This window comes from Pseudomonas synxantha (assembly GCF_900105675.1).
Taxonomy (GTDB): Bacteria; Pseudomonadota; Gammaproteobacteria; order Pseudomonadales; family Pseudomonadaceae; genus Aquipseudomonas; species Aquipseudomonas synxantha.
The window spans coordinates 6,112,682-6,138,709 of the sequence record NZ_LT629786.1; the positions used below are offsets into that span (position 1 = coordinate 6,112,682).

Sequence of the window (26,028 nt, forward strand, 5' to 3'; positions counted from 1 at the left end):
GCGATGCGCGAACAGCAAGAGCACACCTTCAGTACCCATGATGGCGTCGAGCTTTTCTACCGGCACTGGCCGGCTACGGCCGCCGCCGGGCCGCGCAAGGCAATCCTGTTGTTCCATCGCGGCCATGAGCACTCCGGGCGTATTGCCCACCTGGTAGATGAACTGGGCTTGCCGGAGTTTGATTTTTTCGCCTGGGACGCCCGCGGCCACGGCCAATCGCCCGGCGAGCGCGGCGACAGCCCCAGCTTTGCCACCAGTGCCCGTGATGTGCAGACCTTCTGTGACCACATCGGCGGCGCCTACGGCATCGAAGAGCAAAACTTCGCCGTGATCGCCCAAAGCGTCGGCGCGGTGATCGCGGCCACCTGGGTCCACGACTATGCGCCGAAAATCCGCGCCCTGGTGCTCGCCTCGCCGGCCTTCAAGGTCAAGCTGTACGTGCCCTTCGCCCGCCCAGGCCTGGCCTTGATGCGCAGGTTTCGGGGCAACTTTTTCGTCAACAGCTACGTCAAGGCCAAGTTCCTCAGCCATGACCCGGAGCGCGTAGCCTCCTACGACAGCGATCCGTTGATCACCAAGGCCATTTCGGTGAATGTGCTGTTGGGGCTGTACGAAGCGGCCGATCGGGTTGTAGCCGACGCCCAGGCGATCCAGGTGCCGACCCAGTTGCTTATCTCCGGCTCCGATTTTGTGGTGCACCGTAAACCCCAGCAGCAATTTTTCGGCCGCCTCGGCAGCCTGAAAAAAGAGCTGCATATCCTCCCCGGGTTTTTCCACGACACCCTCGGTGAACGTGACCGAGCCGTGGCCGTGAGCAGCGCCAAACGCTTTATCTTGCAGAACTTCGCACACCCGCTGGACCGCGCATCTCTACTGAACGCCGACAAACTTGGCGCCACCTGCGCCGAATCCGAATCCCTCGCCGCGCCACTGCCACGCAATTCCCTGCGCGACCTCTACTGGCGCATGACCCGCGCCAGCATGGGCCTGGGCAAGAACCTGTCGGACGGCGTGAAACTGGGCTTCGACACCGGTTTCGACTCCGGCAGCACGCTGGACTACGTGTATCGCAATAAGCCTACCGGCAAGGGCGGGCTGGGGCGGATGATCGACACCAACTACCTCAACTCCATTGGCTGGCGCGGTATCCGCCAGCGCAAGCTGAACGTCGAGGAACTGCTGCGCTTGGCCATGACCAAGCTGCGTGACGAGCACCGCGAGGTCCGTATCGTCGATATCGCCGCCGGCCACGGCCGTTACATCCTTGAAGCCTTGCAGGGCGTATCGCCGTTGCCGGAGTCGATCCTGCTGCGCGACTACAGCGACATCAACGTGCGCGACGGTGGCGCGCTGATTCGCGAGAAGGGCTTGGGGGACATCGCCCAGTTCGTCAAAGGCGATGCGTTCGACCGCGCCGACCTGGCTGCCCTGGACCCCAAGCCGACCTTGGCCGTGGTGTCCGGGTTGTATGAGTTGTTTGCCGATAACGCCATGGTCGGCGGCTCACTGGCAGGCTTGGCCGAAGCCGTGGAGCCAGGCGGTTACCTGGTGTATACCGGCCAGCCATGGCACCCGCAACTGGAGTTGATAGCCCGCGCGCTTACCAGCCACCGCCAGGGCCAAGCTTGGGTAATGCGTCGCCGCAGCCAGGCGGAAATGGACCAACTTGTCGAGGCCGCGGGCTTTCGCAAGATCACCCAGCGCGTGGATGAATGGGGCATCTTTACGGTGTCCCTGGCCCAGAAGATCTGAACATGCGTGAACCCGGTTTATTGAAACCAGCGGTCCTCTGGCTGCTGCTGTTGGCGCCGCTGTTTTTCAGCACTTACGGCTTTGCCACCTGGGTCACCAGCCAGCGCAGCGACGTCGGCACGCTGGTATTCGGCTGGGAAACCCATATGCCGTTCTGGGCCTGCACCATCGTGCCCTATTGGTCCATTGACCTGCTCTACGGCTTCTCCCTACTGTTACCCAATACTCGCCATGAACTGAAACAACATGCACTGCGCCTGCTGAGCGCGCAGGTTATTGCCGTCAGTTGCTTCCTGATCTGGCCACTGCGCTTCACCTTTGAGCGGCCGGAACTGGACGGCGTGTTCGGCTGGCTATTCACGGTGCTGGCCGGTTTTGACAAACCCTTCAACCAGGCACCGTCCCTGCATATCGCGCTGCTGGTGATCCTGTGGGTCATGTATCAGCGGCACACCCGGGGATTCTGGCGCTGGGTGGTGCATGGATGGTTCGCCCTGATTGGCCTCTCGGTGCTGACCACTTATCAACATCACTTTATCGACTTACCCACAGGCGCCCTCGCGGGGTGGTTATGCGTGTGGTTTTGGCCGGTGGAACATCCGAGCCCGTTGGTGAATGCGCGACTGACGCGGGATCCCCAACGCTGGCGCCTGGGAGTGCGCTATGGGCTGGGTGCATTGATACTGGCGGTGCTTGCTTTCGTGCTCGGCGGCGGCTGGTTGTGGCTGCTGTGGCCGGCGGTATCCCTGGGGTTGGTCAAAGCCAATTACATCGTGCTAGGCGCGTCAGGCTTTCAAAAACGCGAAGACGGTCGTCTTAGTCCCGCCGCACGCTGGCTGTATGCCCCTTACGTTGCTGGCGCGTGGATCAACTCGCGCCTATGGACACGCAGACACCCACAGCCCGATATGATTGTGGATAACGTCTGGCTTGGGCGTATTCCCACAACGCACCAGCAAGGTTCATTCAAGGCCATTGTCGATCTGTGCGCCGAACTGCCGATTAATCCACAGGGCCGTGCGTATGCCTGCGTGCCAGTGCTTGACCTGATCGCGCCGACCCCCGAGGAGTGCCTGAAAGCCGCGCAGGCTATCGAGCAACTGCGCCAGCACGGGCCCTTGCTGGTGTGCTGTGCCCTCGGTTACTCCCGCAGCGCTACCGCCGTTGCCGCCTGGCTGCTGATCACAGGGCGCGCCGCCACGATAGATCAATCGCTGGCTATCATTCGTACAGCACGGGCCAACGTGGTCCTGCATCCTGCGCACCGAGAAGCTTTGGAGGGTTTGCCCCATGCCCGCTGATATGGAACTCCAGGTGGTCGCCAGCCTGCTGCGCCGTGGCCATTCGCTGGATCAGTTATCCACAGGCCTGACGCTGCTCGGCGTACTGTTCGGCCTTGCCCAGCTATTGTTGGCGAGTATCTCGACGATCTGCCTGTTGCTGGCCCTGTGGATGATCGTATTGGGCCTGCTGCAAAAATACTGGGCATTGCGCGTGGCCCTCGACGCCGACCTGTTTGCCCTGCTCGCCCGCGACACCACACGCACACCGGACCTCGACCAGGCCCTGCAAACCCTTGGTTTGCAATCACCTAAACGAGCCGGTCGGCCCTGGAGCGAACGCCGTCGTGGCGCGCTCAAACTGTTGCGCAAACAAGCCTGGTTGCTGGGCGCGCAAGCGCTGCTGACCCTGGGCGTCATTCTCGCCAGCCCTTGGCTGCCTTTCGCCGGATAAGGAATCCCCATGTTCGAACCCGTGGTCGCCACGCTGATTACTTCCATGGCCCGCACCGTCACCGGCGCTCGCAGCCTGTGGCTGGGGTGCGCGCCGGTGCCGGTGCAACGCATCTATTTCGCCAACCACAGCAGCCACGGCGACTTCGTGCTGGTATGGGCGTCGCTGCCGCAGAACCTGCGCAAGTTCACGCGCCCGGTGGCGGGCAGTGATTACTGGAACAAGAGCGCCCTGCGCCGCTACATCATCAACCGTGTGTTCAACGGTGTGCTGATCGACCGCGAGCGCAAGGAGCCTGTGGATAACCCTTTGCAACCCATGCTCGCTGCGCTGGAAGGCGGTGACTCGCTGATCATTTTTCCGGAAGGCACACGCAATCTGGAGGATGGCTTGCTGCCATTCAAGAGCGGCTTGTACCACTTGGCCAAAAGTTACCCACAGGCCGAACTGGTGCCCGTGTGGATAGCCAACCTCAACCGGGTCATGCCCAAGGGCCGAGTGCTGCCACTGCCCTTGTTATGCACAACCAGCTTCGGTGCTCCCCTGCAATTGGAAGAAGGCGAAGACAAAGCCGCATTCCTTGCTCGTACCCGCGACGCCCTGCTCGCCCTTGCCCCGGAGCATTCCTGAAATGGATAGCCAAACCCTGATGTTATTCGGCGGCATAGGCGCGATCCTGGTCATCGCCTCGCTGATCGGCCTGATCCTCAAGCTGCGCACCCGTGGCAGCCCCAATGCCGTGATCGACAACCTCAACGCCCGCATCAACGCCTGGTGGGTGATGGTGGTGGTGATCGGCATTGCCTTCTGGCTCGGTACTGGCGCGGTGATCCTGTTGTTCTATGCCGTGTCGTTCTACGCCCTGCGAGAATTCCTCACCCTCACCCCAACCCGGCGCAGCGACTACCCGGCCCTGGTGGCCGCGTTCTACCTCGCCCTGCCGCTGCAATATGTGCTGATCTACGCCGACTGGTATGGGCTGTTCTCGATCTTCATCCCGGTGTACGTGTTTTTGCTGCTACCGATCCTCGCCTCCCTTGGCGGCGACAGTACACACTTCCTGGAACGCGCCTCGAAGGTGCAATGGGGGCTGATGATCGCGGTGTTCTGCGTGTCCTTCGTCCCAGCCCTGCTGACGCTGGACATTCCCGGCTACGAAGGCCGCAACCTGTTGCTGATCGCCTACCTGGTGATCGTGGTGCAACTGTCAGACGTATTGCAGTACGTATGCGGCAAGCTGTTCGGCAAACACAAGATCGCGCCCAATCTGTCACCGTCGAAAACCGTGGAAGGGTTCGTAGGCGGAATTCTGCTGTCATCCCTGATCGGCGCGGCGCTGTGGTGGACCACACCGTTTAATCCCTGGCAGTCGTTCTTGATCGCGCTGTTGATCAACTTGCTGGGCTTTGCCGGTGGGATCGTGATGTCGGCGATCAAGCGCGATCGCGGCGTGAAAGACTGGGGGCATATGATCGAAGGACACGGCGGGATGCTGGATCGGCTGGATTCGGTGTGCTTCGCGGCGCCGATCTTCTTCCACCTCGTACGTTACTGGTGGACCTGACCCACCCCTTTCTCAAAACCAATGAAGATCAAAATGTGGGAGGAGGCTTGCCTCCGATAGCCGAGCTGGCAGTCACCGGATAGGTTGGCTGATACACCGCAATCGGGGGCAAGCCCCCTCCCACCTTGGTTTGCGGTGCTTTCAGGGTTTAAGCAAAATCTGAAACTGGTGCAGCAGCGATCTCGACATAGCTAGACTCCCCGCCGCCTGTTGCACCCGATAGCCAGCCCCAAACGAAACTCAGCGTTGTGCGCCCGCGAAGGTCCACGTCTACCGTGCCACGTGACCACCCCGCGAGCAGTTCCCCTTCCAGGGTCACGCATTGATAAAGCAGCTCGATGGTATCTGCACCGGTCACCCGCCCGACCTGCGTGCCCAGGCGAATCCGGCCACCTTGGTAGGTGCTTGAAATGACGCCATCTTCAACTTGGTAGTGAAATACTGTCCCCGTGCCGGACAGCCCTTGAGTATTGTTCGCGACCGCAAACCGACGGTTATGCAAACGTGCGTGAACGGTCGCTGATGAGCTTTGCATTATTGGCATCCTTGAGTGGAGCGAATTCAAACCCATAAAAAAAGGGCTGTTAAAAACAGCCCCTCTTCAGGTACGCGAGAAAGCCTTACTCCACTGTCACCGACTTCGCCAGGTTACGCGGCTGGTCAACGTCAGTGCCTTTGAGCACGGCAACGTAGTACGACAGCAACTGCAGCGGGATGGTGTACAGAATCGGCGACAGCGTGTCGTGAATGTGCGGCATGTTGATCACGTGGGTGCCTTCACCATTGGTCATGCCTGCCTTCTCATCGGCGAAGACGATCAGTTGGCCGCCACGGGCGCGTACTTCCTGCAGGTTGGACTTGAGCTTCTCCAGCAGTTCGTTGTTTGGCGCCACGGTAACCACTGGCATATCGTCATCCACCAGGGCCAATGGGCCGTGTTTCAGCTCACCGGCCGGATAGGCTTCGGCGTGGATGTACGAGATTTCCTTGAGTTTCAGCGAGCCTTCCATCGCCACCGGGTATTGCGCGCCACGGCCCAGGAACAGGGTGTGGTTCTTGTCAGCGAACAGCTCAGCGACTTTTTCCACGGTGCCGTCCATTGCCAGGGCTTCGCCAAGGCGGGTTGGCAGGCGGCGCAGTTCTTCTACCAGAGTGGCTTCCACGCCCTCGGCGAGGGTGCCGCGTACTTGGCCCAGGGACAGGGTCAGCAGCAACAGGCCCACCAGTTGGGTGGTGAAGGCTTTGGTGGAGGCTACGCCGATTTCGCGACCGGCCTGGGTCAGCAGGGTCAGGTCGGATTCACGCACCAGGGAGCTGATGCTGACGTTGCAGATTGCCAGGCTGCCGAGGAAACCCAGCTCCTTGGCGTTGCGCAGGGCAGCCAGGGTATCGGCGGTTTCGCCGGACTGGGAGATGGTTACGAACAGGGTGTCGGGTTGCACCACCACCTTGCGATAGCGGAACTCGCTGGCGACTTCGACCTGGCACGGAATGCCCGCCAGTTCTTCCAGCCAGTAACGGGCGACCATGCCGGCGTGGTAGCTGGTGCCGCAGGCCACGATCTGCACATTGCGCACCTTGGCGAACAGCTCGGCGGCTTGCGGGCCGAAAGCGTTGACCAGTACCTGGTTCTGGCTCAGGCGACCTTCCAGGGTGCGTTGCACCACAGACGGCTGCTCGTGGATTTCTTTGAGCATGAAGTGGCGGAACTCGCCCTTGTCAGCGGCTTCGGCACCGTCACGGTATTGCACGGCTTCACGCTCGACGGACTGGCCGTCAACGTCCCAGATCTGCACGCTTTCACGACGGATGTCGGCAATATCGCCTTCTTCCAGATACATGAAGCGGTCGGTCACTTGGCGCAGGGCCAGTTGGTCGGAGGCGAGGAAGTTCTCGCCCAGGCCCAGGCCGATCACCAGTGGGCTGCCACTGCGTGCAGCAACCAGGCGATCAGGCTGGCCGGCGCTGATCACGGCCAGTCCGTAGGCGCCATGCAGTTCCTTGACCGTGGCCTTGAGGGCGGTGGTCAGATCGCTGTGGTCCTTGAGCTTGTGGTTGAGCAGGTGGGCGATGACTTCGGTGTCGGTATCCGAAGTAAACACATAACCCAGGCCCTTGAGCTGTTCGCGCAGCACTTCGTGGTTTTCGATAATGCCGTTGTGCACTACCGCCAGGTCACCGGAGAAGTGTGGGTGAGCGTTACGCTCGCACGGCGCACCGTGGGTGGCCCAACGGGTGTGGGCAATGCCCAGGCGACCTACGAGCGGCTCGCCGGCCAAGGCCTGGTCCAACTCGCTCACCTTGCCCGGCCGGCGCATGCGCTCCAGCTTGCCGGCATTGGTGAAAACCGCCACGCCGGCACTGTCATAGCCGCGGTATTCGAGGCGCTTGAGGCCTTCGATCAGGATGGCAGTAACATTACGTTCGGCGACTGCGCCAACAATTCCACACATGGTATTTCTCCTAGATGACGGCCGCGCATATCAGCGTAATGCCGCGGGCTTGGATCTGGTCGCGGGCCTCAAGCGGCAGGCGATCATCGGTAATAAGGGTATGGACGCTGCTCCAAGGCAGTTCCAGGTTGGGAATCTTGCGGCCGATCTTGTCGGACTCGACCATCACCACCACTTCACGGGCGACCTCGGCCATGACGCGGCTCAAGCCCAGCAATTCGTTGAAGGTGGTGGTGCCACGCTGCAGATCGATGCCATCGGCACCGATGAACAGTTGGTCGAAGTCGTAGGAACGCAGCACCTGCTCGGCGACCTGGCCCTGGAACGAGTCCGAATGCGGGTCCCAGGTGCCGCCCGTCATCAACAACACCGGTTCGTGTTCCAGTTCGCTCAGGGCGCGGGCCACGTTCAGGGAGTTGGTCATCACCACCAGGCCGGGCTGATGGCCCAGTTCGGGGATCATGGCGGCGGTGGTGCTGCCGCTGTCGATGATGATGCGTGCGTGTTCGCGCAAACGCACCACTGCCGCACGCGCGATGGCGCGCTTGTAGGCCGAGATGGGTTGGGCAGCGTCGCCCACCAGCTCTTGGGGCATGGTGATCGCGCCACCGTAGCGACGCAGGAGCAGGCCGTTACTTTCGAGAGCGGCCAAGTCCTTGCGGATGGTGACTTCCGAAGTTTCGAAACGCTTGGCCAGTTCGTCCACGCTGACTTCGCCCTGTTCATTGAGCAGAGTGAGGATATTGTGGCGTCGTTGGGGTGTATTTCGTTTCGACATGATGGTGATAAGTTTCGTTTCGAAAGATAACGAAGGCAATCAAAACCTATTGGCGAAAGATCGTCAAGTGAGATTTCTAAAATAATGCAGGCAAAATGTGGGAGGGGGGCTTGCCCCCGATGGCGGTGTGTCAGCCAATGTATATGTGACTGAACCACCGCTATCGGGAGCAAGCCCCCTCCCACACTGGAGTTTGTTGCGAGCGAGGCTGTGGATAAATCAGGTTTTCTTGATTTTTACCGGGCGCTTCCAACCGTCGATGTTGCGTTGACGGGCGCGGGCGACGGCCAACTGCGACTTATCCACATCCTGGTTGATGGTGGAACCTGCCGCGGTGTTTGAACCATCACCAATGGTGACTGGCGCAATCAACGAGTTGTTGGAGCCGATAAATACGTCTTCACCAATAGTCGTCTGATATTTATTGGCGCCGTCGTAGTTACAGGTGATAGCGCCAGCACCAATATTGCTGCGGGCACCGATCACTGCATCACCGAGGTAAGCCAAGTGGCCGGCCTTCGCTTCGTCACCCATTTTCGCATTTTTCAGCTCGACGAAATTGCCAACGTGCGCTCTCACGCCCATCACTGTACCCGGACGCAACCGTGCAAACGGCCCCGCATCGCTACCCTCGCCCATCACGGCACCGTCGATATGGCTGTTAGCCTTGACCACCACGCCTTTGCGCAAGGTGCTGTCCTTGATCACGCAGTTCGGGCCGATGACCACGTCGTCTTCAATGATCACCCGGCCTTCGAGGATCACGTTGATATCGATCAGCACGTCGCGGCCCACCGTCACTTCGCCACGCACATCGAAACGCGCCGGGTCACGCAGGGTCACGCCCTGGGCCATCAGGCGGCGGCCCTCGCGCAGTTGGTAGTGACGCTCCAGCTCTGCGAGCTGCTTGCGGTCGTTGGCGCCCTGCACTTCCATCGGGTCGTGAGGCTGTTCGGTGGCGACCAGCAGGCCGTCACTCACAGCCATTTCGATCACATCGGTGAGGTAGTACTCGCCCTGGGCGTTGTTGTTGGACAGACGGCTCATCCAGTCGCCCAGCTTATCGGCAGGCACGGCAAGAATGCCGGTGTTGCCTTCAGTAATGGCGCGCTGGGCTTCGCTGGCATCTTTATGCTCGACGATAGCGGCAACCTTGCCGTCCGCATTACGCACAATGCGGCCGTAGCCGGTAGGGTCGTCCAGCTCAACGGTGAGCAGGCCCATCTGGCCAGGCACGACATGCTTGAGCAGACGTTGCAGGGTTTCCACTTCAATCAGCGGTACATCGCCGTAGAGGATCAGCACCGTGTCGGCAGTGATGAAGGGCACGGCTTGCGCAGTGGCGTGGCCGGTGCCCAATTGTTTGTCTTGCAATACGAAATTCAAGTCGTCCGCAGCCAAACGTTCCCGTACTACGTCGGCACCGTGGCCGATCACCACGTGAATACGCTGAGGGTCCAACTGCCGGGCGCTGTGGATAACATGACCCAGCATGGAATTGCCGGCTACCGGGTGCAGCACCTTGGGCAGGGCCGAACGCATACGAGTGCCCTGGCCTGCGGCGAGAATGACGATTTCAAGAGACATGAATGGCTACCAATCCTGGGCGGTCCGGGTTCAGACCAAAGAAGTGTTTTGCAAAAAAAGAAAAAGGGTAGCCGAGGCTACCCTTTTTAATCAATCACGCATGAAGCGTAACGGCATGGCCGCTTACTTCTTGCGGATCTGCTGGAGCGTGCGCAGCTGAGCTGCAGCCTCGGCCAGACGAACTGCAGCAGCGCTGTAGTCGAAGTCTGCGCCTTTTTCGTTCAGCGCCTTCTCGGCAGCCTTGACGGCTTCCTGAGCGGAGGCTTCATCCAGGTCGCCAGCACGTTGCACGGTGTCGGCAAGTACCTTGACCATGTTCGGCTGAACCTCGAGGAAACCACCGGAGATGTAAAACACCTCCTTTTCCCCGCCTTGCTTGGTCAGAGTGATCGGACCTGGCTTCAAGCTGGTAATCAACGGAGCGTGACCCATGGCGATACCAAGATCACCCAAGTCGCCGTGCGCTGTTACAAACTCGACCAGACCGGAGAAAATTTCCCCTTCCGCGCTGACGATATCGCAATGGACTGTCATAGCCATCTGATTGCCTCAACCTGATGAGCGCCCGTTGCCGGGCGCCTGGATTACAGTTTCTTGGCTTTCTCGATCGCTTCTTCGATGCCGCCGACCATGTAGAACGCTTGTTCTGGCAGATGGTCGTAGTCACCGTTGAGGATGCCTTTGAAGCCAGCAATGGTGTCTTTCAGGGAAACATATTTACCCGAGGCACCGGTGAAGACTTCAGCCACGAAGAACGGCTGCGACAAGAAACGCTGGATCTTACGAGCACGGTTTACCAACTGCTTGTCGGCTTCCGACAGCTCGTCCATACCCAGGATCGCAATGATGTCCTTCAGTTCTTTGTAGCGCTGCAGCACGTACTGAACGCCGCGAGCGGTGTCGTAGTGCTCCTGGCCGATCACGTTCGGGTCCAGCTGGCGCGAAGTCGAGTCGAGTGGATCGACCGCTGGGTAGATACCCAGGGAAGCGATGTCACGGGACAGAACGACGGTGGCGTCCAAGTGGGCGAAGGTGGTGGCTGGCGACGGGTCGGTCAAGTCATCCGCAGGTACGTATACCGCTTGGATCGAAGTGATCGAACCTTCCTTGGTCGAAGTGATACGTTCTTGCAGAACGCCCATCTCTTCAGCCAGGGTCGGCTGGTAACCTACTGCCGAAGGCATACGGCCCAGCAGTGCGGATACTTCAGTACCGGCCAGGGTGTAACGGTAGATGTTGTCGACGAACAACAGAACGTCGTTACCTTCGTCACGGAACTTCTCGGCCATGGTCAGGCCAGTCAGGGCTACGCGCAGACGGTTTCCCGGCGGCTCGTTCATCTGACCGTAAACCAGTGCCACTTTGTCCAGAACGTTGGAGTCCTTCATCTCGTGGTAGAAGTCGTTACCCTCACGGGTACGCTCACCAACACCTGCGAACACGGAATAACCGCTGTGTTCGATGGCGATGTTACGGATCAGTTCCATCATGTTTACGGTCTTGCCTACACCGGCACCACCGAACAGACCGACTTTACCGCCCTTGGCGAACGGGCAAACCAGGTCGATAACCTTGATGCCGGTTTCCAGCAGGTCGTTGCCGCCCGCTTGCTCGGCGAACGAAGGCGCGGCGCGGTGAATGCCCCAGCGCTCTTCGGTGGCGATCGGGCCAGCTTCGTCGATCGGGTTGCCCAGTACGTCCATGATCCGGCCCAGGGTCGCTTTACCGACCGGTACGGAGATGGCAGCGCCAGTGTCGACAACGTCCAGACCGCGCTTCAAGCCTTCGGTAGAACCCATCGCAATGGTACGAACTACGCCGTCGCCCAGCTGCTGCTGGACTTCCAGGGTAGTTTCCGCGCCTTGTACTTTCAGCGCGTTGTAGATGCTCGGTACGCTGTCGCGTGGAAATTCCACGTCGATAACGGCGCCGATGATTTGAACGATACGTCCGCTACTCATAGCTGGATCCTCTGAATATTTGAACCGTTAAACCGCGGCAGCGCCGCCGACGATTTCCGAGATCTCTTGGGTGATCGCAGCCTGACGCGCCTTGTTGTAGATCAGCTGCAAATCGCTGATCAGATCACCGGCGTTATCGGTAGCGTTTTTCATCGCGATCATCCGCGCCGCTTGTTCAGCTGCGTTGTTCTCGACCACCGCCTGGTACACCTGCGACTCCACGTAGCGCACCATCAAGCCGTCAAGCAGCTCTTTGGCGTCTGGTTCGTAGAGGTAGTCCCAGTGGTGCTTGAGTTCCTGATCCGGGGTCGCCACCAGTGGAATCAATTGCTCCACGGTTGGCTGCTGGGTCATGGTGTTGATGAACTTGTTGGATACCACGGACAGGCGGTCAATCCGGCCTTCCAGGTACGCATCCAGCATCACCTTCACACTGCCGATCAAATCATTGATCGACGGCTCTTCACCCAGGTGGCTGATAGCTGCAACGACGTTACCGCCGAAGTTACGGAAAAAGGCCGCACCCTTGCTACCCACAACACACAGATCGATCTCGACGCCGTTTTCGCGGTTTACCGCCATGTCCTTGACCAGGGCCTTGAACAGGTTGGTATTCAGACCACCACACAAACCACGGTCACTGCTCACTACCACATAACCTGCACGCTTGACGGCGCGCTCGATCATGAACGGGTGGCGGTATTCCGGGTTGGCGTTGGCCAGATGCCCAATTACCTGGCGGATACGCTCCGCATAAGGACGGCTAGCAGCCATGCGCATTTGTGCCTTGCGCATTTTGCTGACCGCCACTTTTTCCATGGCGCTGGTAATTTTTTGCGTGCTTTTGATGCTCGCAATCTTACTGCGAATCTCTTTTGCGCCTGCCATGTAACACCTATCAGGTTAGCAAGCGGGAGCCTTGCGGCTCCCGCTGCGGCTTACCAGGTTTGGGTGGCCTTGAACTTCTCGATACCGGCTTTCATGCCAGCGTCGATATCGTCATTGAAGTCACCCTTCACGTTGATCTTCGCCATCAATTCGGCGTGATCGCGGTTGAAGTAAGCAATCAGCGCTTGTTCAAAGCTGCCGACCTTGGCGATTTCAACGTCGGTCAGGAACCCACGCTCAGCGGCATACAGCGACAACGCCATGTCAGCGATCGACATCGGGGCGTATTGCTTCTGCTTCATCAGCTCGGTAACGCGCTGACCATGCTCAAGTTGCTTACGGGTCGCTTCGTCCAGGTCAGAAGCGAACTGGGCGAATGCCGCCAGTTCACGGTACTGAGCCAGAGCGGTACGGATACCACCGGAGAGCTTCTTGATGATCTTGGTCTGAGCGGCACCACCCACACGGGATACCGAAACACCGGCGTTCACAGCAGGACGAATCCCTGAGTTGAACATGGCCGATTCCAGGAAGATCTGACCGTCGGTGATGGAAATCACGTTGGTCGGAACGAACGCGGAAACGTCGCCAGCCTGGGTTTCAATGATCGGCAGTGCGGTCAGGGAACCGGTTTTGCCGGTCACTGCGCCGTTGGTGAACTTCTCTACGTACTCTTCCGAAACGCGGGATGCGCGCTCCAGCAGACGGGAGTGGAGATAGAACACGTCGCCTGGGTAAGCTTCACGGCCTGGTGGACGGCGCAGCAGCAGGGAAATCTGGCGGTAAGCCACTGCCTGCTTGGACAGATCGTCATAAACGATCAGCGCGTCTTCACCGCGGTCGCGGAAGAATTCACCCATGGTGCAACCGGAGTACGGTGCCAGGAATTGCAGCGCAGGAGATTCCGAAGCACTGGCAGCCACGATGATCGTGTTGGCCAGGGCGCCGTTTTCTTCCAGCTTGCGAACCACGTTGGCGATGGTCGATTGCTTCTGACCAATGGCTACGTAGACGCAGAAAATGCCGCTGTCTTTCTGGTTGATGATCGCGTCGATCGCCAGGGCGGTTTTACCGATCTGACGGTCACCGATGATCAGCTCACGCTGGCCACGGCCGACCGGGATCATGGCGTCGACAGCCTTGTAGCCAGTCTGTACAGGCTGGTCTACCGACTTACGCCAGATCACGCCTGGAGCAACTTTCTCGACCGCGTCGGTCTCGGTGTTGCCCAGTGGACCTTTGCCGTCAACTGGATTACCCAGTGCGTCGACTACGCGACCCAGCAGTTCCTTACCAACCGGAACTTCCAGGATGCGGCCGGTGCACTTGGCGCTCATGCCTTCAGCCAGACTGGTGTACGCGCCCAATACAACGGCACCTACGGAGTCTTGCTCCAGGTTGAGGGCCATACCGTAGACGCCGCCCGGAAACTCGATCATCTCGCCGTACATGACGTCGGCCAGACCGTGAATCCGCACGATGCCGTCAGATACGCTGACGACAGTGCCTTCGTTACGGGCTTGGGAGGTCACATCGAGCTTGTCGATGCGGCCCTTGATAATTTCACTTATTTCGGAAGGATTGAGTTGCTGCATTGCTCTGCTGCCCCTTCAAACTCAAGATTTCAATGCTTCGGCAAGTTTCGCGATTTTGCCGCGAATCGAGCCATCGATAACCAGGTCGCCGGCACGGATAACGACACCACCAATCAGGGATGCGTCCTCCGAAGCTTGCAGGCGCACTTCCCGATTGAGTCGTGCACTGAGAACCTTGGCGAGTTTGTCTTGCTGTTCTTGGTTCAATGCGAAAGCACTGGTCACTTCAACGTCTACCGATTTCTCTGCTTCGGCCTTGTACAGGTCGAACAGAGCGGCGATCTCCGGCAATAACGGGAGACGGTCGTTTTCGGCAATGACGTGAATGAAGTTCTGCACCTTCACATCAAACTTGTCGCCGCACACTTCAATAAAAGTGGCGGCCTTGTCTGCGCTCGTCAGGCGCGGGGCCTTGAGCACGCGCTGCATGGTGTCGTCTTGCGACACTGCTGCAGCCAGGCCGAGCATGGCTGACCAAGAGGCCAGCTGCTGGTGGGCCTGGGCGTGCTCGAAGGCTGCCTTAGCATAAGGTCGGGCCAACGTGGTCAGTTCTGCCATGATCGCCCTCGCTTAAATTTCAGCAGCCAGTTTGTCAACCAGCTCCGCGTGCGCGTTTTGATCGATTGTGGCACCAAGGATCTTCTCCGCGCCGCCGACAGCCAGGGCACCCAGTTGGGCACGCAGCGCGTCTTTGACACCGTTCAGTTCCTGTTCGATCTCGGCATGAGCCGAAGCCTTCACACGGTCAGCTTCGACGCGGGCTTTTTCAACAGCCTCTTCGACGATCTGGTTACCGCGTTTCTTGGCTTGCTCAATGATTTCAGCTGCCTGTGCTTTAGCTTCGCGCAGTTGAAGACCCACTTTCTCTTGGGCCAACTCCAGGTCGCGAGCTGCACGGCTGGCAGCGTCCAAACCATCCGCGATCTTCTTCTGACGTTCGTGCAAAGCCGCGATGACCGGAGGCCACACGAACTTCATGCAAAACACTACAAAAATGAAGAACGCAACGGATTGGCCAATCAGGGTTGCATTAATGTTCACGCCAACACCTCGCTCATTCGTTGTCCATCACCCCAATCACTCGAAAAGTCGAGTGATTAGCCAGCGAGTTGACCAACGAAGGGGTTCGCGAAGGTGAAGAACAGTGCGATACCAACGCCGATCATGGTCACGGCGTCGAGCAGGCCGGCGACGATGAACATTTTAACTTGCAGCATTGGGACCATTTCTGGCTGACGCGCTGCGCCTTCCAGGAATTTGCCGCCCAGCAGGCCGAAACCAATGGCAGTACCCAGGGCGCCCAGGCCGATCAACAGTGCAACAGCGATAGCGGTTAGACCAACTACAGTTTCCATCTTTCCTCCCGACTTTTACGTCGTATGGTTTAGGTTTTTTAGATTTTAAAGCGGTAAAACAAATCGTTTCATAGCCCTGGTGGGCCACCTTCCCGTTTGACCGGGAAGGACATCAGACTAGTCGAGACTGGTCTTAATGGTTCTCTTCGTGCGCCATCGACAGGTAGACAATGGTCAGCATCATGAAGATGAAGGCCTGCAGGGTAATGATCAGGATGTGGAACACAGCCCACGCCCACTGCAGAACTACGCCCAGGCCGCTAAGCCAGAGCAGGCCGCTGCCGAACATCACAGCGATCAGGATGAACACCAGCTCGCCGGCATACATGTTGCCGAACAGTCGCAGGGCCAGGGAGATCGGCTTGGCGACCAGGGTCACGAACTCGAGCAGGAAGTTCACCGGAATCAGCAGGGCTTGAACGAAAATGTTCTTGCTGCCGAACGGGTGCAGGGTCAGTTCGCCGATGAAGCCGCCGATACCCTTGACCTTGATGCTGTAGAAAATGATCAACGCGAACACCGACAGGGCCATGCCCAGGGTGGCGTTCGGGTCAGTGGTCGACACGGCGCGGAATGGAATGTGCGCATCGCCGGAGATCAGGATAGCCAACTGAGGAATCCAGTCCACCGGGATCAGGTCGACGGCGTTCATCAGGAACACCCAGACGAAGATGGTCAGTGCCAGCGGTGCGATCACCGGGCTACGGCCATGGAAGCTGTCTTTCACGCTGCCATCGACGAATTCGACCAGTACTTCAACGAAGTTCTGCAAGGCACCTGGCTGACCGGAGGTCGCCTTCTTTGCCGCCATGCGGAAAATCAGGACGAAGATCAGACCCAATGCGACCGACCAACCTAGAGTATCCAGGTGGAAAGCCCAGAAACCCATTTCTTTGGCCTCTGCTGCGGTGTGGGCAAAGCCCCAGCCGCCGTTGGGAAGCTGACCGAAGGTCAGGTTCTGCAAGTGGTGCTGGATATAGCCCGAAGCGGTTGTTTCTGCCATGGTTGCCTCAAACGCCCTAAGGTTTCGAAAGTCTTGTTTTCATTAGCAGGGGAGCGAACCAGCTGACCAGTTGGGTCAACACGAAGACGCCGAATACAGCCAGCGGCGCCAATGGCTTCACACCTGCAAAGGTCAGTGCAAACAGCACTGCCGTCAAAATCAGTTTCCCCGCCTCGCCGGCATAAAAAGACCGGACGATAGCCTGGGCTGCTCGGGCGCCGGAAAACCGAAAGGCCCTGTGAGCGAAATACATATTGGGCAGCAAGGCTATCAGGCCTCCGCAGAGTCCTGAATATCCGGCTACGACTCCATGCCAATACCAAAGCGCCAAAGCGGCGATCAGCAGAATGACAAATTGAGCCAATAAAACCGGGAAAACAGCCAAGCGATGGAACGGCAACGTGTTTGGCGTGCGGGTTTCCATCACTCTTGCTCCTCAATGGTCGGCTGCCGGAAATCAATAACTTGGCATAATTTGTGCCGACAAAATGCGCGCAGAGTATAGGGGCGGTTCTGCCCCTATTCAACTGTCGGGTAGTGATTTCCGATCACACGCTACATAAGCAAATGTTTCAGCGGATGTGGGCAAGGACGCCCTGCAGCTCATCGAGAGAGTTATATCCGATGACCAATTGCCCTTTGCCCTTCTTGCCGTGACGAATTTGCACCGCAGAGCCCAGGCGCTCGGCCAGGCGCTGCTCGAGTCGTGCGATATCCGGATCAGGTTTGGCCGCTTCGCCCGGTGCAGGTTTGCCGCTGAGCCACTGGCGAACCAGGGCCTCGGTCTGACGTACAGTCAGACCTCGTGCGACAACGTGTCGCGCCCCTTCAACCTGTTGATTTTCCGGTAAGCCGAGCAAAGCACGGGCGTGGCCCATTTCCAGGTCGCCGTGGGACAACATGGTCTTGATGACTTCCGGCAGCGCGATCAGGCGCAGCAAGTTGGACACGGTGACTCGGGATTTCCCCACTGCGTCGGCCACTTGTTGTTGGGTCAACTGGAATTCATGCTGCAAACGCTGCAACGCGATCGCTTCTTCGATCGGGTTGAGGTCTTCGCGCTGGATATTCTCGATCAACGCCATGGCGATGGCGGTTTCATCCGACACATCGCGCACCATCGCCGGGATGGTCTCCTTGCCGGCCTGTTGGCTGGCGCGCCAGCGACGTTCACCGGCGATGATCTCAAAGCGGCCACCGCCAATCGGGCGCACCACAATCGGTTGCATCACGCCCTGGGCCTTGATCGAGTTAGCCAGTTCTTCCAGCGCCTGGGGATCCATGTCCCGGCGTGGCTGGTATTTGCCGCGCTGGATCAGGTCCAGGGGCAGGTGCTGCAGCTCGCGCTCGTCGGCCTGCACCGCTTGCTCTTCAAGCGATGTGACGGTCGGACCACTAAGCAGTGCATCCAGTCCACGTCCGAGACCTCGTTTCTTGACGGCCATGGGGATTCCTTAAGTTGGCTGGGCTGCAGCAGTGCGTGAATTGCGGCGTTGACGGCGAACCAACTCACCGGCCAGCGCCAGATAGGCAATGGCACCACGCGAGGACTTGTCGTACGCCAGCGCGGGCATGCCATAGCTTGGCGCTTCGGCCAGGCGGATGTTGCGTGGGATCACGGTGTCATACAGTTGATCGCCAAAATGTTCCTTGAGCTGCGCCGACACATCGTTCATCAGGCTCAGACGCGGATCGTACATGGTCCGCAACAGGCCTTCGACTTTCAGGTTCGGGTTGAGCAACTCGGCGATACGCTTGATGTTATCCACAAGGTCGCTCAAGCCTTCGAGGGCGAAGTATTCGCACTGCATGGGGATAATCACCCCATCGGCGGCCACAAGGGCGTTGAGCGTCAGCATCGACAGCGACGGTGGGCAGTCGATCAGAATGTAGTCGTAATTCTCGCGAATGGGCGCCAGGGCGCTGCGCAGACGGCTTTCTTTCATCTGCATTTCCAGCAGCACCACTTCCGCCGCGGTCAAATCGCGGTTGGCCGGCAGCAGTTGGTAACCGCCATGCTCGGAATAGTGCATGGCCTGGGCCAGGTCGCATTCGCCAATCAGCAAATCGTAGACCGAGTTTTCCAGGCCGTGTTTATCCACACCGCTACCCATGGTGGCGTTGCCCTGTGGATCGAGATCGATCAACAGCACCCGACGCTTGGTGGCGACCAGGGATGCTGCGAGGTTGATACAGGTGGTGGTCTTACCCACGCCACCTTTCTGGTTCGCAATCGCGAATACCTTAGCCATTCTTGCTTGTGTTCCCAATCATGCCGTGCGGCGCAGTATCAGCAGATGGCGTTGGCCTTGGCAACCGGGTACGGCCAAGGCGTGTTCGCTATCGAGGTGGAAGTCCGCCGGCAATGCTAACAGCTCGTCGCTTGGATGGACGCCCTTCATTGCCAGCCAACGGGTATCGCGGTCGCCGAGGTGGCGGGTCCAGTTGCTGAAGTTCTCCATGCTGCTGAACGCCCGGGACACAATGCCGTTGAAAGGCAGCTCAGGCGTGAAGGCTTCGACACGGCTGTGGATAACTTGCAGGTTATCCAGCTTGAGTTCGAGTTTGACCTGGGTCAGGAAGCGGGTTTTCTTGCCGTTGCTGTCGAGGCAGGTCACTTGGGACTCGGGAAACAGGATTGCCAAAGGAATCCCAGGCATGCCGCCGCCACTGCCGACGTCGAGCCAGCGACCGTTTTCGATGAACGGCATCACGCTGAGGCTGTCGAGCAAATGCCGTGACACCATCTCATCCGGATCACGCACCGCAGTCAGATTGTAAGCCTTGTTCCATTTGATCAACAGGGCCAGATAACCCAGCAGTAGCTCATGCTGGGCTTCAGTCAGGGCCACGCCCAACTGGCGCGCCCCTGTGGATAACTCTTCGGCGTGTTGCGAGGTGACCAACGAACTCAAGCGCTTTGCTCCAACTGACGGCCCGCGCCGCGTTTTTTCAAATGAATCATCAACAGCGAAATGGCTGCCGGCGTGACGCCTGGGATGCGTGAAGCCTGGCCGAGCGTTTCCGGCCGAGTTATCCCCAGCTTGCTTTGAATCTCTTTCGACAGCCCGGAAATCCCGGTGTAGTCGATATCCACAGGGAGCTTGGTGTCTTCACTGGCGCGCAAGCGGGCGATCTCGTCCTGCTGGCGATCAATGTAACCGGCGTATTTGGTCTTGATCTCGACCTGTTCGGCAACCTGTGGATCTTCCGCGCCCTGGCCTGTCACTTCGACCAGGCCAGCGTAGTCGATTTCCGGACGGGAAAGCAGGTTCAGCAGGTTGTACTCATGGGTCAGCGGCGTGCCGAATTTTTCCGCAATCGCATCGCCTTGTTCAGTGCCCGGGCGTACCCAGGTACTTTTCAGCCGTTGCTCTTCGAGCGTGATACTTTCGCGTTTCTTGCAGAACGCAGCCCAACGGGCGTCATCGACCAGGCCCAATTCGCGACCTTTTTCGGTCAAGCGCAGGTCGGCGTTGTCTTCGCGCAGGATCAGGCGGTATTCGGCCCGGGAAGTGAACATCCGGTACGGTTCCTGGGTACCGAGGGTAATCAGGTCGTCGACCAATACACCGATATAGGCTTCATCGCGACGCGGGCACCAGCTGTCTTTGCCTTGTGCGCGCAATGCCGCGTTGGTTCCGGCCAGCAACCCCTGGGCCCCGGCTTCTTCGTAACCGGTGGTGCCATTGATTTGCCCGGCAAAGAACAAGCCGCCAATTACCTTGGTTTCCAGGCTGTATTTCAAGTCACGCGGGTCGAAGTAATCGTACTCAATGGCGTAGCCCGGTCGCACGATGTGCGCATTTTCCATACCGCGAATCGACTGCACGATCTGGATTTGCACGTCGAACGGCAAGGAGGTGGAAATCCCGTTCGGGTAAAGCTCGTGCGTAGTCAGGCCTTCGGGCTCGATGAAGACCTGATGGCTTTCCTTGTCGGCAAAGCGGTGGATCTTGTCTTCGATCGACGGGCAATAACGCGGGCCAATACCTTCGATCACCCCGGAATACATTGGCGAACGGTCGAGGTTTGCGGCAATGATTTCGTGGGTTCGGGCGTTAGTGTGGGTAATCCAGCAACTGACCTGTTTCGGGTGCTGCTCCTTGGAGCCCATGAACGACATAACCGGAATCGGCGTGTCACCGGCTTGCTCGGCCATCACCGAAAAATCCACAGAACGCCCGTCAATACGTGGCGGGGTCCCGGTTTTCAGGCGACCAACTCGCAGAGGCAATTCGCGCAGGCGTTTTGCCAGGGCGATCGACGGCGGATCACCGGCGCGACCACCGGAATAATTCTGCATGCCAATGTGGATAAGCCCACCGAGGAAGGTACCGGTGGTCAGCACGACGGATTCTGCGAAGAAACGCAGGCCCATTTGGGTGACCACGCCTTTCACGACGTCCTGCTCGACGATCAGATCATCGGCGGCTTGCTGAAATATCCACAGGTTCGGCTGGTTTTCCAGGGTTTCACGTACGGCCGCCTTGTACAGGATGCGGTCAGCTTGAGCCCGGGTTGCACGCACCGCCGGGCCTTTGCGGCTGTTGAGCACGCGAAATTGAATACCACCTTTGTCGGTAGCCATGGCCATCACGCCGCCAAGGGCGTCGATTTCCTTGACCAAGTGGCTTTTGCCAATCCCGCCGATAGCGGGGTTGCAACTCATGGCACCGAGGGTTTCCACGTTGTGCGTAAGCAGCAGGGTTTTTACGCCCATGCGTGCTGACGCCAGTGCTGCCTCGGTACCGGCATGACCGCCGCCGATGACGATCACTTCAAAACGGGAAGGGAAATCCACCACGCACCTCGTGCCTGCTTATGTAGGTAATCAGGAATTGTTTGTTGAAAGAGTTCTGGAGCTTTGGCGGCAAGTATAGGGACTTCGCCGTTCCTAAAGAACCCTTTGCACAAAATTTAACCAGCTGTGGATGAATCACGGACAATAGAAATTAAAAGAGAGAAATTTATTAAATCTTTGTTTTTATGTTTATTTCTACTGAGCTACTTTTCTGTGGATAGATTGCTACGGACCTTTATTTACAATGTGTACAGAGGTTCAAAAGTCTGTGGTCATGTGCCAATGAGAGCCTTGGATAAGTGCTTTAAGCCTGTGGATTAAACACGTGGTTATCCACAGAGGGGTTTTTGCTCAGGTTTCAGGCCCTGTTATCAACTGGGCACAAGGGCGGTTATTCACAGGGCTTAATCCACAGAAAACCGCAAATCCGCTGGTATTTCCTTCTGTACGAAGGCAGCCGCATCCTTTACCCGGGGTGGTGATTGCTTCAAAAAGAGATCTATTGTGAGAAAACGGTTCGGCAGTTAATAATAGCGATTATCATTAACCTGCCTTGTCATGCCCTATGTCCCTTCCATCACACACGGCTGCGGTCCAGAACATCTATGAGCAACACCATTCCTGGTTGCACGGGTGGCTCAAAGGTAAGTTGCATAACGCCTGCGATGCGGCCGATGTGGCGCACGATACGTTCGTGCGTATTCTGGGCGGGCGACATGCGGCGCAGATCATTGAGCCGCGGGACTATCTGGCGACCATCGCCAGGGGCCTGGTGATTGATCGTTACCGTCGACACGCCATTGAGCAGGCCTACAAGCAAACCTTGGCCGAACGTCCTGAAGCCAACACCATTAGCGAAGAAGACAAGGCCATCATCATTGAGACCTTGGTGGCTGTGGATAAAGCTTTGGCCGCACTCGGCGAGCGAGCGCGGCGGATCTTTATGCTGTCGCAGCTCGAGGGGCTGACTTATCAACAGATCGCAGATCAGCTGCAGGTCTCATTGACCACAGTGAAGAAGCACATGATCCGTGCATTGACCGAATGTTCGCTGATCGTGGCCAGCCTGTAATGGCGGTCCCCGATCGCAAGACCTTCGAAGCCGCTGCCAGCTGGTACGTACAGTTCCAGTCCCAGACACCCACGCCCGCTGACCGCAAGGCTTGGCAACAATGGCTGAACAGCGATCCGTCCCACCAGGCTGCGTGGGACCAGATGGAACAATTACAGCGCAGTCTTGGCGCGCTGCCCCAGGATTTCACCCGCCGTGCATTGTCGACCACGCAGCAACGGCGCCAAGTACTGAAGTGGATGCTGGCGTTGGGCGGTACCGGCTATCTAGGCTGGAATGTTCAGCAACACACGCCCCTGGCCCATGTTTGGGCTGATTACCGAACGTCCGTGGGTGAGCGCCGGCGTATAGAACTGGCTGACGGTACGCGGATTGATCTTAATACCAGCACCGCGATTGACGTGGTTTTCGATGGGCGCCGGCGCTTGATCCGTTTGCGCGAAGGTGAAGTACTTATCCACACCGGCAAGCTCGGCTGGCAAACGCCGTTTTATGTCGAAACCCTTCAAGGCCGCGTCCAGGCATTGGGCACTCGGTTCACCGTGCGCCAGTTGCCAGGCTCCACACGTGTCGGCGTCCTGGAGGATCGGGTGAGCGTGTATCCAGGTGACCAGCCCAACCACGCGCGGCTGCTCGGTGCCGGTGAGAGCGCTGACTTTGATCGCCAAAACGTGGGTCCCAACACGAGTTATCGCGGCTCCCAGGCTGCCTGGGTCGATGGGCAGTTAATCGTATTGGATGCTCGCCTCGCAGAGGTGATGGACGAAATCGCCCGCTATCGCCCAGGTGTCCTGAAATACGATTCGGCTTCGGCGCGCTTGCGTATCTCCGGCACCTTCCGACTGGATTCAACCGATGCAGTACTGGCTAACCTACAGGCAACCCTGCCGATTCAGGTGAAGTACTTCACGCGCTATTGGGTTTCAGTGATGCGAATCGGTTAAAAAAATCGCACACGGGGTTATCTTTTTTTCACCTGATGCGGCCCTACAGGTAATCACGACCACCTTCAGGGCTTACCCACCTATGCGCCTCCCCACCAAGCTCCGCTTGCGACTTTCCTGCCACGGTATGATGTATGGCCTGCTGCTCGGTACCGCAACCATCGCCAGTGTCTTGCTTGCCCCTGGCGCCATGGCCGCCAATGGGGTGCAGCATTTCGTCATCGCGGCTGGCCCGCTGGACAACGCCTTGAGTCAATTCGCTGCCAGAGCGAATGTGATTCTGTCTTTCTCGCCTCAGCAAACCGCGCAGCTGACTACAGCAGGGCTGGAAGGCGATTATTCGGTGGAACAAGGCTTTGCGCAGTTGCTGCAGAACTCGGGGCTACAAGTGCTATCCCAGGCGCCCGGCAGTTATGTTCTGCAGGCCATTCCCGCAGGGCAACTAGTGCTCGCCCCTACCACGGTCAGCGGTTATCAACAGGCAGCGTTCAACCAAGACATCGCCGGGGATGTGGGCTACAAGGCGCAAAATAGTCGCATCGGTACCAAGACCAGCACGCCTTTGTCCGAAACACCACGTTCGGTATCGGTCGTCACCGGTCAGCGCATAAAGGACCAGAAGTCACAAACGCTGACTGAAGTGTTGGGTTATGTGCCGGGGATCTTCGCGCCCCCTTTTGCTGCCGGTGACGGCCTGGCAGGCGACCTGTTCTTTATTCGCGGTTTCAATGCCACGGATTACGGCTACGGCCTTCTGCGGGATGGGCTACGGGTACAAGGCAATCGCTACGATACGACCAGTGAGCCTTATGGCTTGGAGCGCGTCGAAATCTTTCGCGGCCCCTCGTCCCTGCTCTACGGTGAGAATGCGCCTGGCGGCTTGGTGAATCTGGTGAGCAAACACCCCACCGCCACTCCGCAAGGTGAGGTGCAAGTGGGGTATGGCTCAAATAATCGGCGTCAATTGGGTGTGGATATCTCGGGTCCGCTCAACGACAGCGACAGCATCCTTGGACGCGTGGTGATGCTGGGTCGCAAATCCGACACGCAAACTGACCATGTTCCAGATGATCGCCTGTATATCGCGCCCTCCCTGACCCTGAATTTCGACGATTACAACAGCCTGACCCTGTTGGCCAATTACCAAAAAGACCACACTAATCTCGAGCTAGGCCTACCCGCCGCCGGCACCTTGCTTACCAACCCCAATGGCAAACTGTCCAAGCACACCATGCTCGGCAACCCGGACTGGAATACGTTCGAACGTGAAGCCTGGAGCACTGGCTACGAGTTCAGCCATAGTTTCAACGACGATTGGCAGTTCCGCCAGAACTCACGCTATATGCAGTCGCGCATCAACCGCCATGAAACCTGGCCTGGCGCGCTGAATAACCGTGGCTTCGGTACTCAGCTGAACATGACTGCCTATGACCGCTACAACAAGTCGATGGTCTATTCCCTGGATAACCAGGTGGAAGGCAAATTCCAGCTCGGTGGTCTCGACAATACTGTGCTCCTCGGCGCCAGCTACGACCGCACCTCGTTCAACCAGGATTGGGACGCTGGCTCTGCCGGCACCATCAATGTGTATAACCCCGTCTACCTGCGTGATCCATTGACCCCGATTGCCGTACAAAACACCTTGCTCGAACAACAGATGAAAGGGGTCTATGCACAAATCCAGAGCAAGTATGACCATTGGCTGTTCCTGCTCGGAGGCCGTCAGGACTGGGTGGAAAGTCATTTCCGTGACAAGGTCAACAAGGCCAGCAACACCGAGGCCGAGGACCGCAAGTTCACTTACCAGGGCGGGGTGATGTACCAATTCGACAACGGTCTGACGCCGTATGTCAGCTATTCCACTGCCTTCGTTCCCGTGCAGCAAATCTCCAACGCCGGTTCACCCTTGAAGCCGATCACCAGCAGCCAGTACGAAGTGGGAGTGAAGTACGAGCCGATCGGCTGGGATACCGCGATGACAATGTCGCTGTATGACTTGCGCAAGCAAGACGATACCTACCTGGACGCCACCACCAACAGTTACCGCCAGGTGGGCGAGAGCCGGGCCAAGGGTGTAGAAGTCGAGGTGAACAGCAATCTCACGCCCAATCTCAATGTGACGGCGGCTTACACCTATACGGACGCTCGGATTACCAAGGATTCGGCTACCTCACTGGTCGAGGGGCACCAAATGACGGGAGTGCCGCGCAACCAGGCCTCGATCTGGGGCAAGTACCGTTTCCTCGATGGCCAACTCAAGGGCTTATCCCTGGGTGGCGGTGTGCGTTATTTCGACAGTACCTTTGCTTACACCGCACCTACGCTGTACGGGAAGTTGGACGCAGGTAGCGTCACCTTGGTGGACGCAGCGGTTGGCTATCAGATCGATAAACACTGGTCAGTCGACCTGAACGCCAAGAACCTGTTCGATAAGGAGTATGTAGCCGGCTGCAACGACGCCGGCCGTTGCTACTGGGGGGACAGCCGTACCCTGCTCGGTACGGTGTCGTACAACTGGTAGAGGCCTGTGGATAACCA

Annotated in this window: 25 protein-coding genes; 8 read left to right on the forward strand and 17 right to left on the reverse strand. The window is 58.3% G+C overall.

Annotated elements, in window-relative coordinates:
- Positions 1-3 precede the first annotated feature (3 nt).
- Genes BLU48_RS28310 through BLU48_RS28330 form a run of 5 tightly spaced genes read left to right on the forward strand, consistent with a single transcriptional unit; the run spans position 4 to position 5,050 of the window.
- Positions 4-1,752 carry a bifunctional alpha/beta hydrolase/class I SAM-dependent methyltransferase gene (locus BLU48_RS28310; RefSeq protein WP_057023250.1) on the forward strand — a complete coding sequence of 583 codons (1,749 nt, stop codon included), beginning with the start codon at positions 4-6 and terminating at the stop codon, positions 1,750-1,752.
- 2 nt (positions 1,753-1,754) lie between these two features.
- Positions 1,755-3,053: a phosphatase PAP2/dual specificity phosphatase family protein gene (locus BLU48_RS28315; RefSeq protein WP_057023249.1), complete on the forward strand. Its 1,299-nt coding sequence runs from the start codon at positions 1,755-1,757 to the stop codon at positions 3,051-3,053.
- Positions 3,043-3,486, forward strand: a complete 444-nt coding sequence (locus BLU48_RS28320) for a hypothetical protein (protein ID WP_057023248.1) — start codon at positions 3,043-3,045, stop codon at positions 3,484-3,486. The genes BLU48_RS28315 and BLU48_RS28320 overlap by 11 nt, the downstream gene beginning before the upstream one ends.
- A gap of 9 nt (positions 3,487-3,495) precedes the next feature.
- Positions 3,496-4,116 carry a lysophospholipid acyltransferase family protein gene (locus BLU48_RS28325; RefSeq protein WP_057023247.1) on the forward strand — a complete coding sequence of 207 codons (621 nt, stop codon included), beginning with the start codon at positions 3,496-3,498 and terminating at the stop codon, positions 4,114-4,116.
- A 1-nt stretch (position 4,117) separates the two neighbouring features.
- Positions 4,118-5,050, forward strand: a complete 933-nt coding sequence (locus BLU48_RS28330) for a phosphatidate cytidylyltransferase (protein ID WP_043048213.1) — start codon at positions 4,118-4,120, stop codon at positions 5,048-5,050.
- A 148-nt stretch (positions 5,051-5,198) separates the two neighbouring features.
- On the opposite strand, the gene BLU48_RS28335 is transcribed toward BLU48_RS28330, so the two are convergent.
- From BLU48_RS28335 to mnmG, 17 genes are all read right to left on the reverse strand, one after another.
- Entirely contained in the window at positions 5,199-5,585 is a 387-nt protein-coding gene (locus BLU48_RS28335) for a hypothetical protein (protein ID WP_057023246.1), read from the reverse strand.
- Between the two features lie 85 nt (positions 5,586-5,670).
- On the reverse strand, positions 5,671-7,503 hold the full coding sequence (gene glmS / locus BLU48_RS28340; RefSeq protein WP_057023245.1) for a glutamine--fructose-6-phosphate transaminase (isomerizing): 1,833 nt from the start codon (positions 7,501-7,503) through the stop codon (positions 5,671-5,673).
- A gap of 10 nt (positions 7,504-7,513) precedes the next feature.
- Entirely contained in the window at positions 7,514-8,284 is a 771-nt protein-coding gene (locus tag BLU48_RS28345; protein ID WP_172833451.1) for a DeoR/GlpR family DNA-binding transcription regulator, read from the reverse strand.
- 216 nt (positions 8,285-8,500) lie between these two features.
- Positions 8,501-9,868, reverse strand: a complete 1,368-nt coding sequence (glmU, locus tag BLU48_RS28350) for a bifunctional UDP-N-acetylglucosamine diphosphorylase/glucosamine-1-phosphate N-acetyltransferase GlmU (protein ID WP_057023244.1) — start codon at positions 9,866-9,868, stop codon at positions 8,501-8,503.
- 123 nt (positions 9,869-9,991) lie between these two features.
- A complete protein-coding gene (locus tag BLU48_RS28355) occupies positions 9,992-10,408 on the reverse strand; it encodes a F0F1 ATP synthase subunit epsilon (RefSeq protein ID WP_005792601.1) in 417 nt (138 codons plus the stop codon).
- 44 nt (positions 10,409-10,452) lie between these two features.
- Positions 10,453-11,829, reverse strand: coding sequence for a F0F1 ATP synthase subunit beta (gene atpD, locus BLU48_RS28360; RefSeq protein ID WP_003195827.1), 1,377 nt, complete (start codon positions 11,827-11,829; stop codon positions 10,453-10,455).
- A 27-nt stretch (positions 11,830-11,856) separates the two neighbouring features.
- Positions 11,857-12,717 (reverse strand): F0F1 ATP synthase subunit gamma, encoded by an 861-nt coding sequence (gene atpG, locus BLU48_RS28365; protein ID WP_005792602.1) that lies wholly within the window; start codon positions 12,715-12,717, stop codon positions 11,857-11,859.
- Positions 12,718-12,767: 50 nt separating this feature from the next.
- A complete protein-coding gene (gene atpA, locus BLU48_RS28370) occupies positions 12,768-14,312 on the reverse strand; it encodes a F0F1 ATP synthase subunit alpha (RefSeq protein ID WP_003195831.1) in 1,545 nt (514 codons plus the stop codon).
- A 21-nt stretch (positions 14,313-14,333) separates the two neighbouring features.
- A complete protein-coding gene (locus BLU48_RS28375; protein WP_003195833.1) occupies positions 14,334-14,870 on the reverse strand; it encodes a F0F1 ATP synthase subunit delta in 537 nt (178 codons plus the stop codon).
- A 12-nt stretch (positions 14,871-14,882) separates the two neighbouring features.
- Entirely contained in the window at positions 14,883-15,353 is a 471-nt protein-coding gene (locus tag BLU48_RS28380; protein ID WP_046070209.1) for a F0F1 ATP synthase subunit B, read from the reverse strand.
- Between the two features lie 56 nt (positions 15,354-15,409).
- Positions 15,410-15,667, reverse strand: coding sequence for a F0F1 ATP synthase subunit C (gene atpE, locus BLU48_RS28385; protein WP_002555987.1), 258 nt, complete (start codon positions 15,665-15,667; stop codon positions 15,410-15,412).
- Between the two features lie 133 nt (positions 15,668-15,800).
- Positions 15,801-16,670, reverse strand: coding sequence for a F0F1 ATP synthase subunit A (gene atpB / locus BLU48_RS28390; RefSeq protein ID WP_046070210.1), 870 nt, complete (start codon positions 16,668-16,670; stop codon positions 15,801-15,803).
- A 16-nt stretch (positions 16,671-16,686) separates the two neighbouring features.
- Positions 16,687-17,094: a F0F1 ATP synthase subunit I gene (locus BLU48_RS28395; protein ID WP_010565865.1), complete on the reverse strand. Its 408-nt coding sequence runs from the start codon at positions 17,092-17,094 to the stop codon at positions 16,687-16,689.
- A 148-nt stretch (positions 17,095-17,242) separates the two neighbouring features.
- The gene (locus BLU48_RS28400) at positions 17,243-18,115 is read right to left on the reverse strand and encodes a ParB/RepB/Spo0J family partition protein (RefSeq protein WP_057023243.1); all 873 of its coding nucleotides are present in this window, start codon (positions 18,113-18,115) and stop codon (positions 17,243-17,245) included.
- Positions 18,116-18,124: 9 nt separating this feature from the next.
- Positions 18,125-18,922 (reverse strand): ParA family protein, encoded by a 798-nt coding sequence (locus BLU48_RS28405; protein ID WP_057011547.1) that lies wholly within the window; start codon positions 18,920-18,922, stop codon positions 18,125-18,127.
- A gap of 18 nt (positions 18,923-18,940) precedes the next feature.
- Positions 18,941-19,585: a 16S rRNA (guanine(527)-N(7))-methyltransferase RsmG gene (gene rsmG, locus BLU48_RS28410; protein ID WP_057011548.1), complete on the reverse strand. Its 645-nt coding sequence runs from the start codon at positions 19,583-19,585 to the stop codon at positions 18,941-18,943.
- Positions 19,582-21,474 (reverse strand): tRNA uridine-5-carboxymethylaminomethyl(34) synthesis enzyme MnmG, encoded by a 1,893-nt coding sequence (gene mnmG, locus BLU48_RS28415; protein WP_057023336.1) that lies wholly within the window; start codon positions 21,472-21,474, stop codon positions 19,582-19,584. Before mnmG ends, rsmG begins: the two co-directional genes overlap by 4 nt.
- A 565-nt stretch (positions 21,475-22,039) precedes the next feature.
- Here mnmG and BLU48_RS28420 point away from each other — a divergent pair.
- The 3 genes from BLU48_RS28420 to BLU48_RS28430 all read left to right on the forward strand — a co-directional run bounded on the left by BLU48_RS28420 (position 22,040) and on the right by BLU48_RS28430 (position 26,011).
- A complete protein-coding gene (locus BLU48_RS28420; RefSeq protein ID WP_057023242.1) occupies positions 22,040-22,546 on the forward strand; it encodes a sigma-70 family RNA polymerase sigma factor in 507 nt (168 codons plus the stop codon).
- The gene (locus BLU48_RS28425; protein ID WP_057023241.1) at positions 22,546-23,490 is read left to right on the forward strand and encodes a FecR domain-containing protein; all 945 of its coding nucleotides are present in this window, start codon (positions 22,546-22,548) and stop codon (positions 23,488-23,490) included. The genes BLU48_RS28420 and BLU48_RS28425 overlap by 1 nt, the downstream gene beginning before the upstream one ends.
- 82 nt (positions 23,491-23,572) lie before the next feature.
- Positions 23,573-26,011: a TonB-dependent siderophore receptor gene (locus tag BLU48_RS28430; RefSeq protein ID WP_057023240.1), complete on the forward strand. Its 2,439-nt coding sequence runs from the start codon at positions 23,573-23,575 to the stop codon at positions 26,009-26,011.
- Positions 26,012-26,028: the final 17 nt, after the last annotated feature.

Bases quoted from the DNA above. Each gene is read 5' to 3' on its own strand.
- BLU48_RS28310 (WP_057023250.1), top strand. From the start codon at position 4: ATGCGCGAACAGCAAGAGCACACCTTCAGTACCCATGATGGCGTCGAG.
- BLU48_RS28315 (WP_057023249.1), top strand. From the start codon at position 1,755: ATGCGTGAACCCGGTTTATTGAAACCAGCGGTCCTCTGGCTGCTGCTG.
- BLU48_RS28320 (WP_057023248.1), top strand. From the start codon at position 3,043: ATGCCCGCTGATATGGAACTCCAGGTGGTCGCCAGCCTGCTGCGCCGT.
- BLU48_RS28325 (WP_057023247.1), top strand. From the start codon at position 3,496: ATGTTCGAACCCGTGGTCGCCACGCTGATTACTTCCATGGCCCGCACC.
- BLU48_RS28330 (WP_043048213.1), top strand. From the start codon at position 4,118: ATGGATAGCCAAACCCTGATGTTATTCGGCGGCATAGGCGCGATCCTG.
- BLU48_RS28335 (WP_057023246.1), bottom strand. From the start codon at position 5,585: ATGCAAAGCTCATCAGCGACCGTTCACGCACGTTTGCATAACCGTCGG.
- glmS (WP_057023245.1), bottom strand. From the start codon at position 7,503: ATGTGTGGAATTGTTGGCGCAGTCGCCGAACGTAATGTTACTGCCATC.
- glmU (WP_057023244.1), bottom strand. From the start codon at position 9,868: ATGTCTCTTGAAATCGTCATTCTCGCCGCAGGCCAGGGCACTCGTATG.
- BLU48_RS28355 (WP_005792601.1), bottom strand. From the start codon at position 10,408: ATGGCTATGACAGTCCATTGCGATATCGTCAGCGCGGAAGGGGAAATT.
- atpD (WP_003195827.1), bottom strand. From the start codon at position 11,829: ATGAGTAGCGGACGTATCGTTCAAATCATCGGCGCCGTTATCGACGTG.
- atpG (WP_005792602.1), bottom strand. From the start codon at position 12,717: ATGGCAGGCGCAAAAGAGATTCGCAGTAAGATTGCGAGCATCAAAAGC.
- atpA (WP_003195831.1), bottom strand. From the start codon at position 14,312: ATGCAGCAACTCAATCCTTCCGAAATAAGTGAAATTATCAAGGGCCGC.
- BLU48_RS28375 (WP_003195833.1), bottom strand. From the start codon at position 14,870: ATGGCAGAACTGACCACGTTGGCCCGACCTTATGCTAAGGCAGCCTTC.
- atpE (WP_002555987.1), bottom strand. From the start codon at position 15,667: ATGGAAACTGTAGTTGGTCTAACCGCTATCGCTGTTGCACTGTTGATC.
- atpB (WP_046070210.1), bottom strand. From the start codon at position 16,670: ATGGCAGAAACAACCGCTTCGGGCTATATCCAGCACCACTTGCAGAAC.
- BLU48_RS28395 (WP_010565865.1), bottom strand. From the start codon at position 17,094: ATGGAAACCCGCACGCCAAACACGTTGCCGTTCCATCGCTTGGCTGTT.
- BLU48_RS28400 (WP_057023243.1), bottom strand. From the start codon at position 18,115: ATGGCCGTCAAGAAACGAGGTCTCGGACGTGGACTGGATGCACTGCTT.
- BLU48_RS28405 (WP_057011547.1), bottom strand. From the start codon at position 18,922: ATGGCTAAGGTATTCGCGATTGCGAACCAGAAAGGTGGCGTGGGTAAG.
- BLU48_RS28420 (WP_057023242.1), top strand. From the start codon at position 22,040: ATGTCCCTTCCATCACACACGGCTGCGGTCCAGAACATCTATGAGCAA.
- BLU48_RS28425 (WP_057023241.1), top strand. From the start codon at position 22,546: ATGGCGGTCCCCGATCGCAAGACCTTCGAAGCCGCTGCCAGCTGGTAC.
- BLU48_RS28430 (WP_057023240.1), top strand. From the start codon at position 23,573: ATGCGCCTCCCCACCAAGCTCCGCTTGCGACTTTCCTGCCACGGTATG.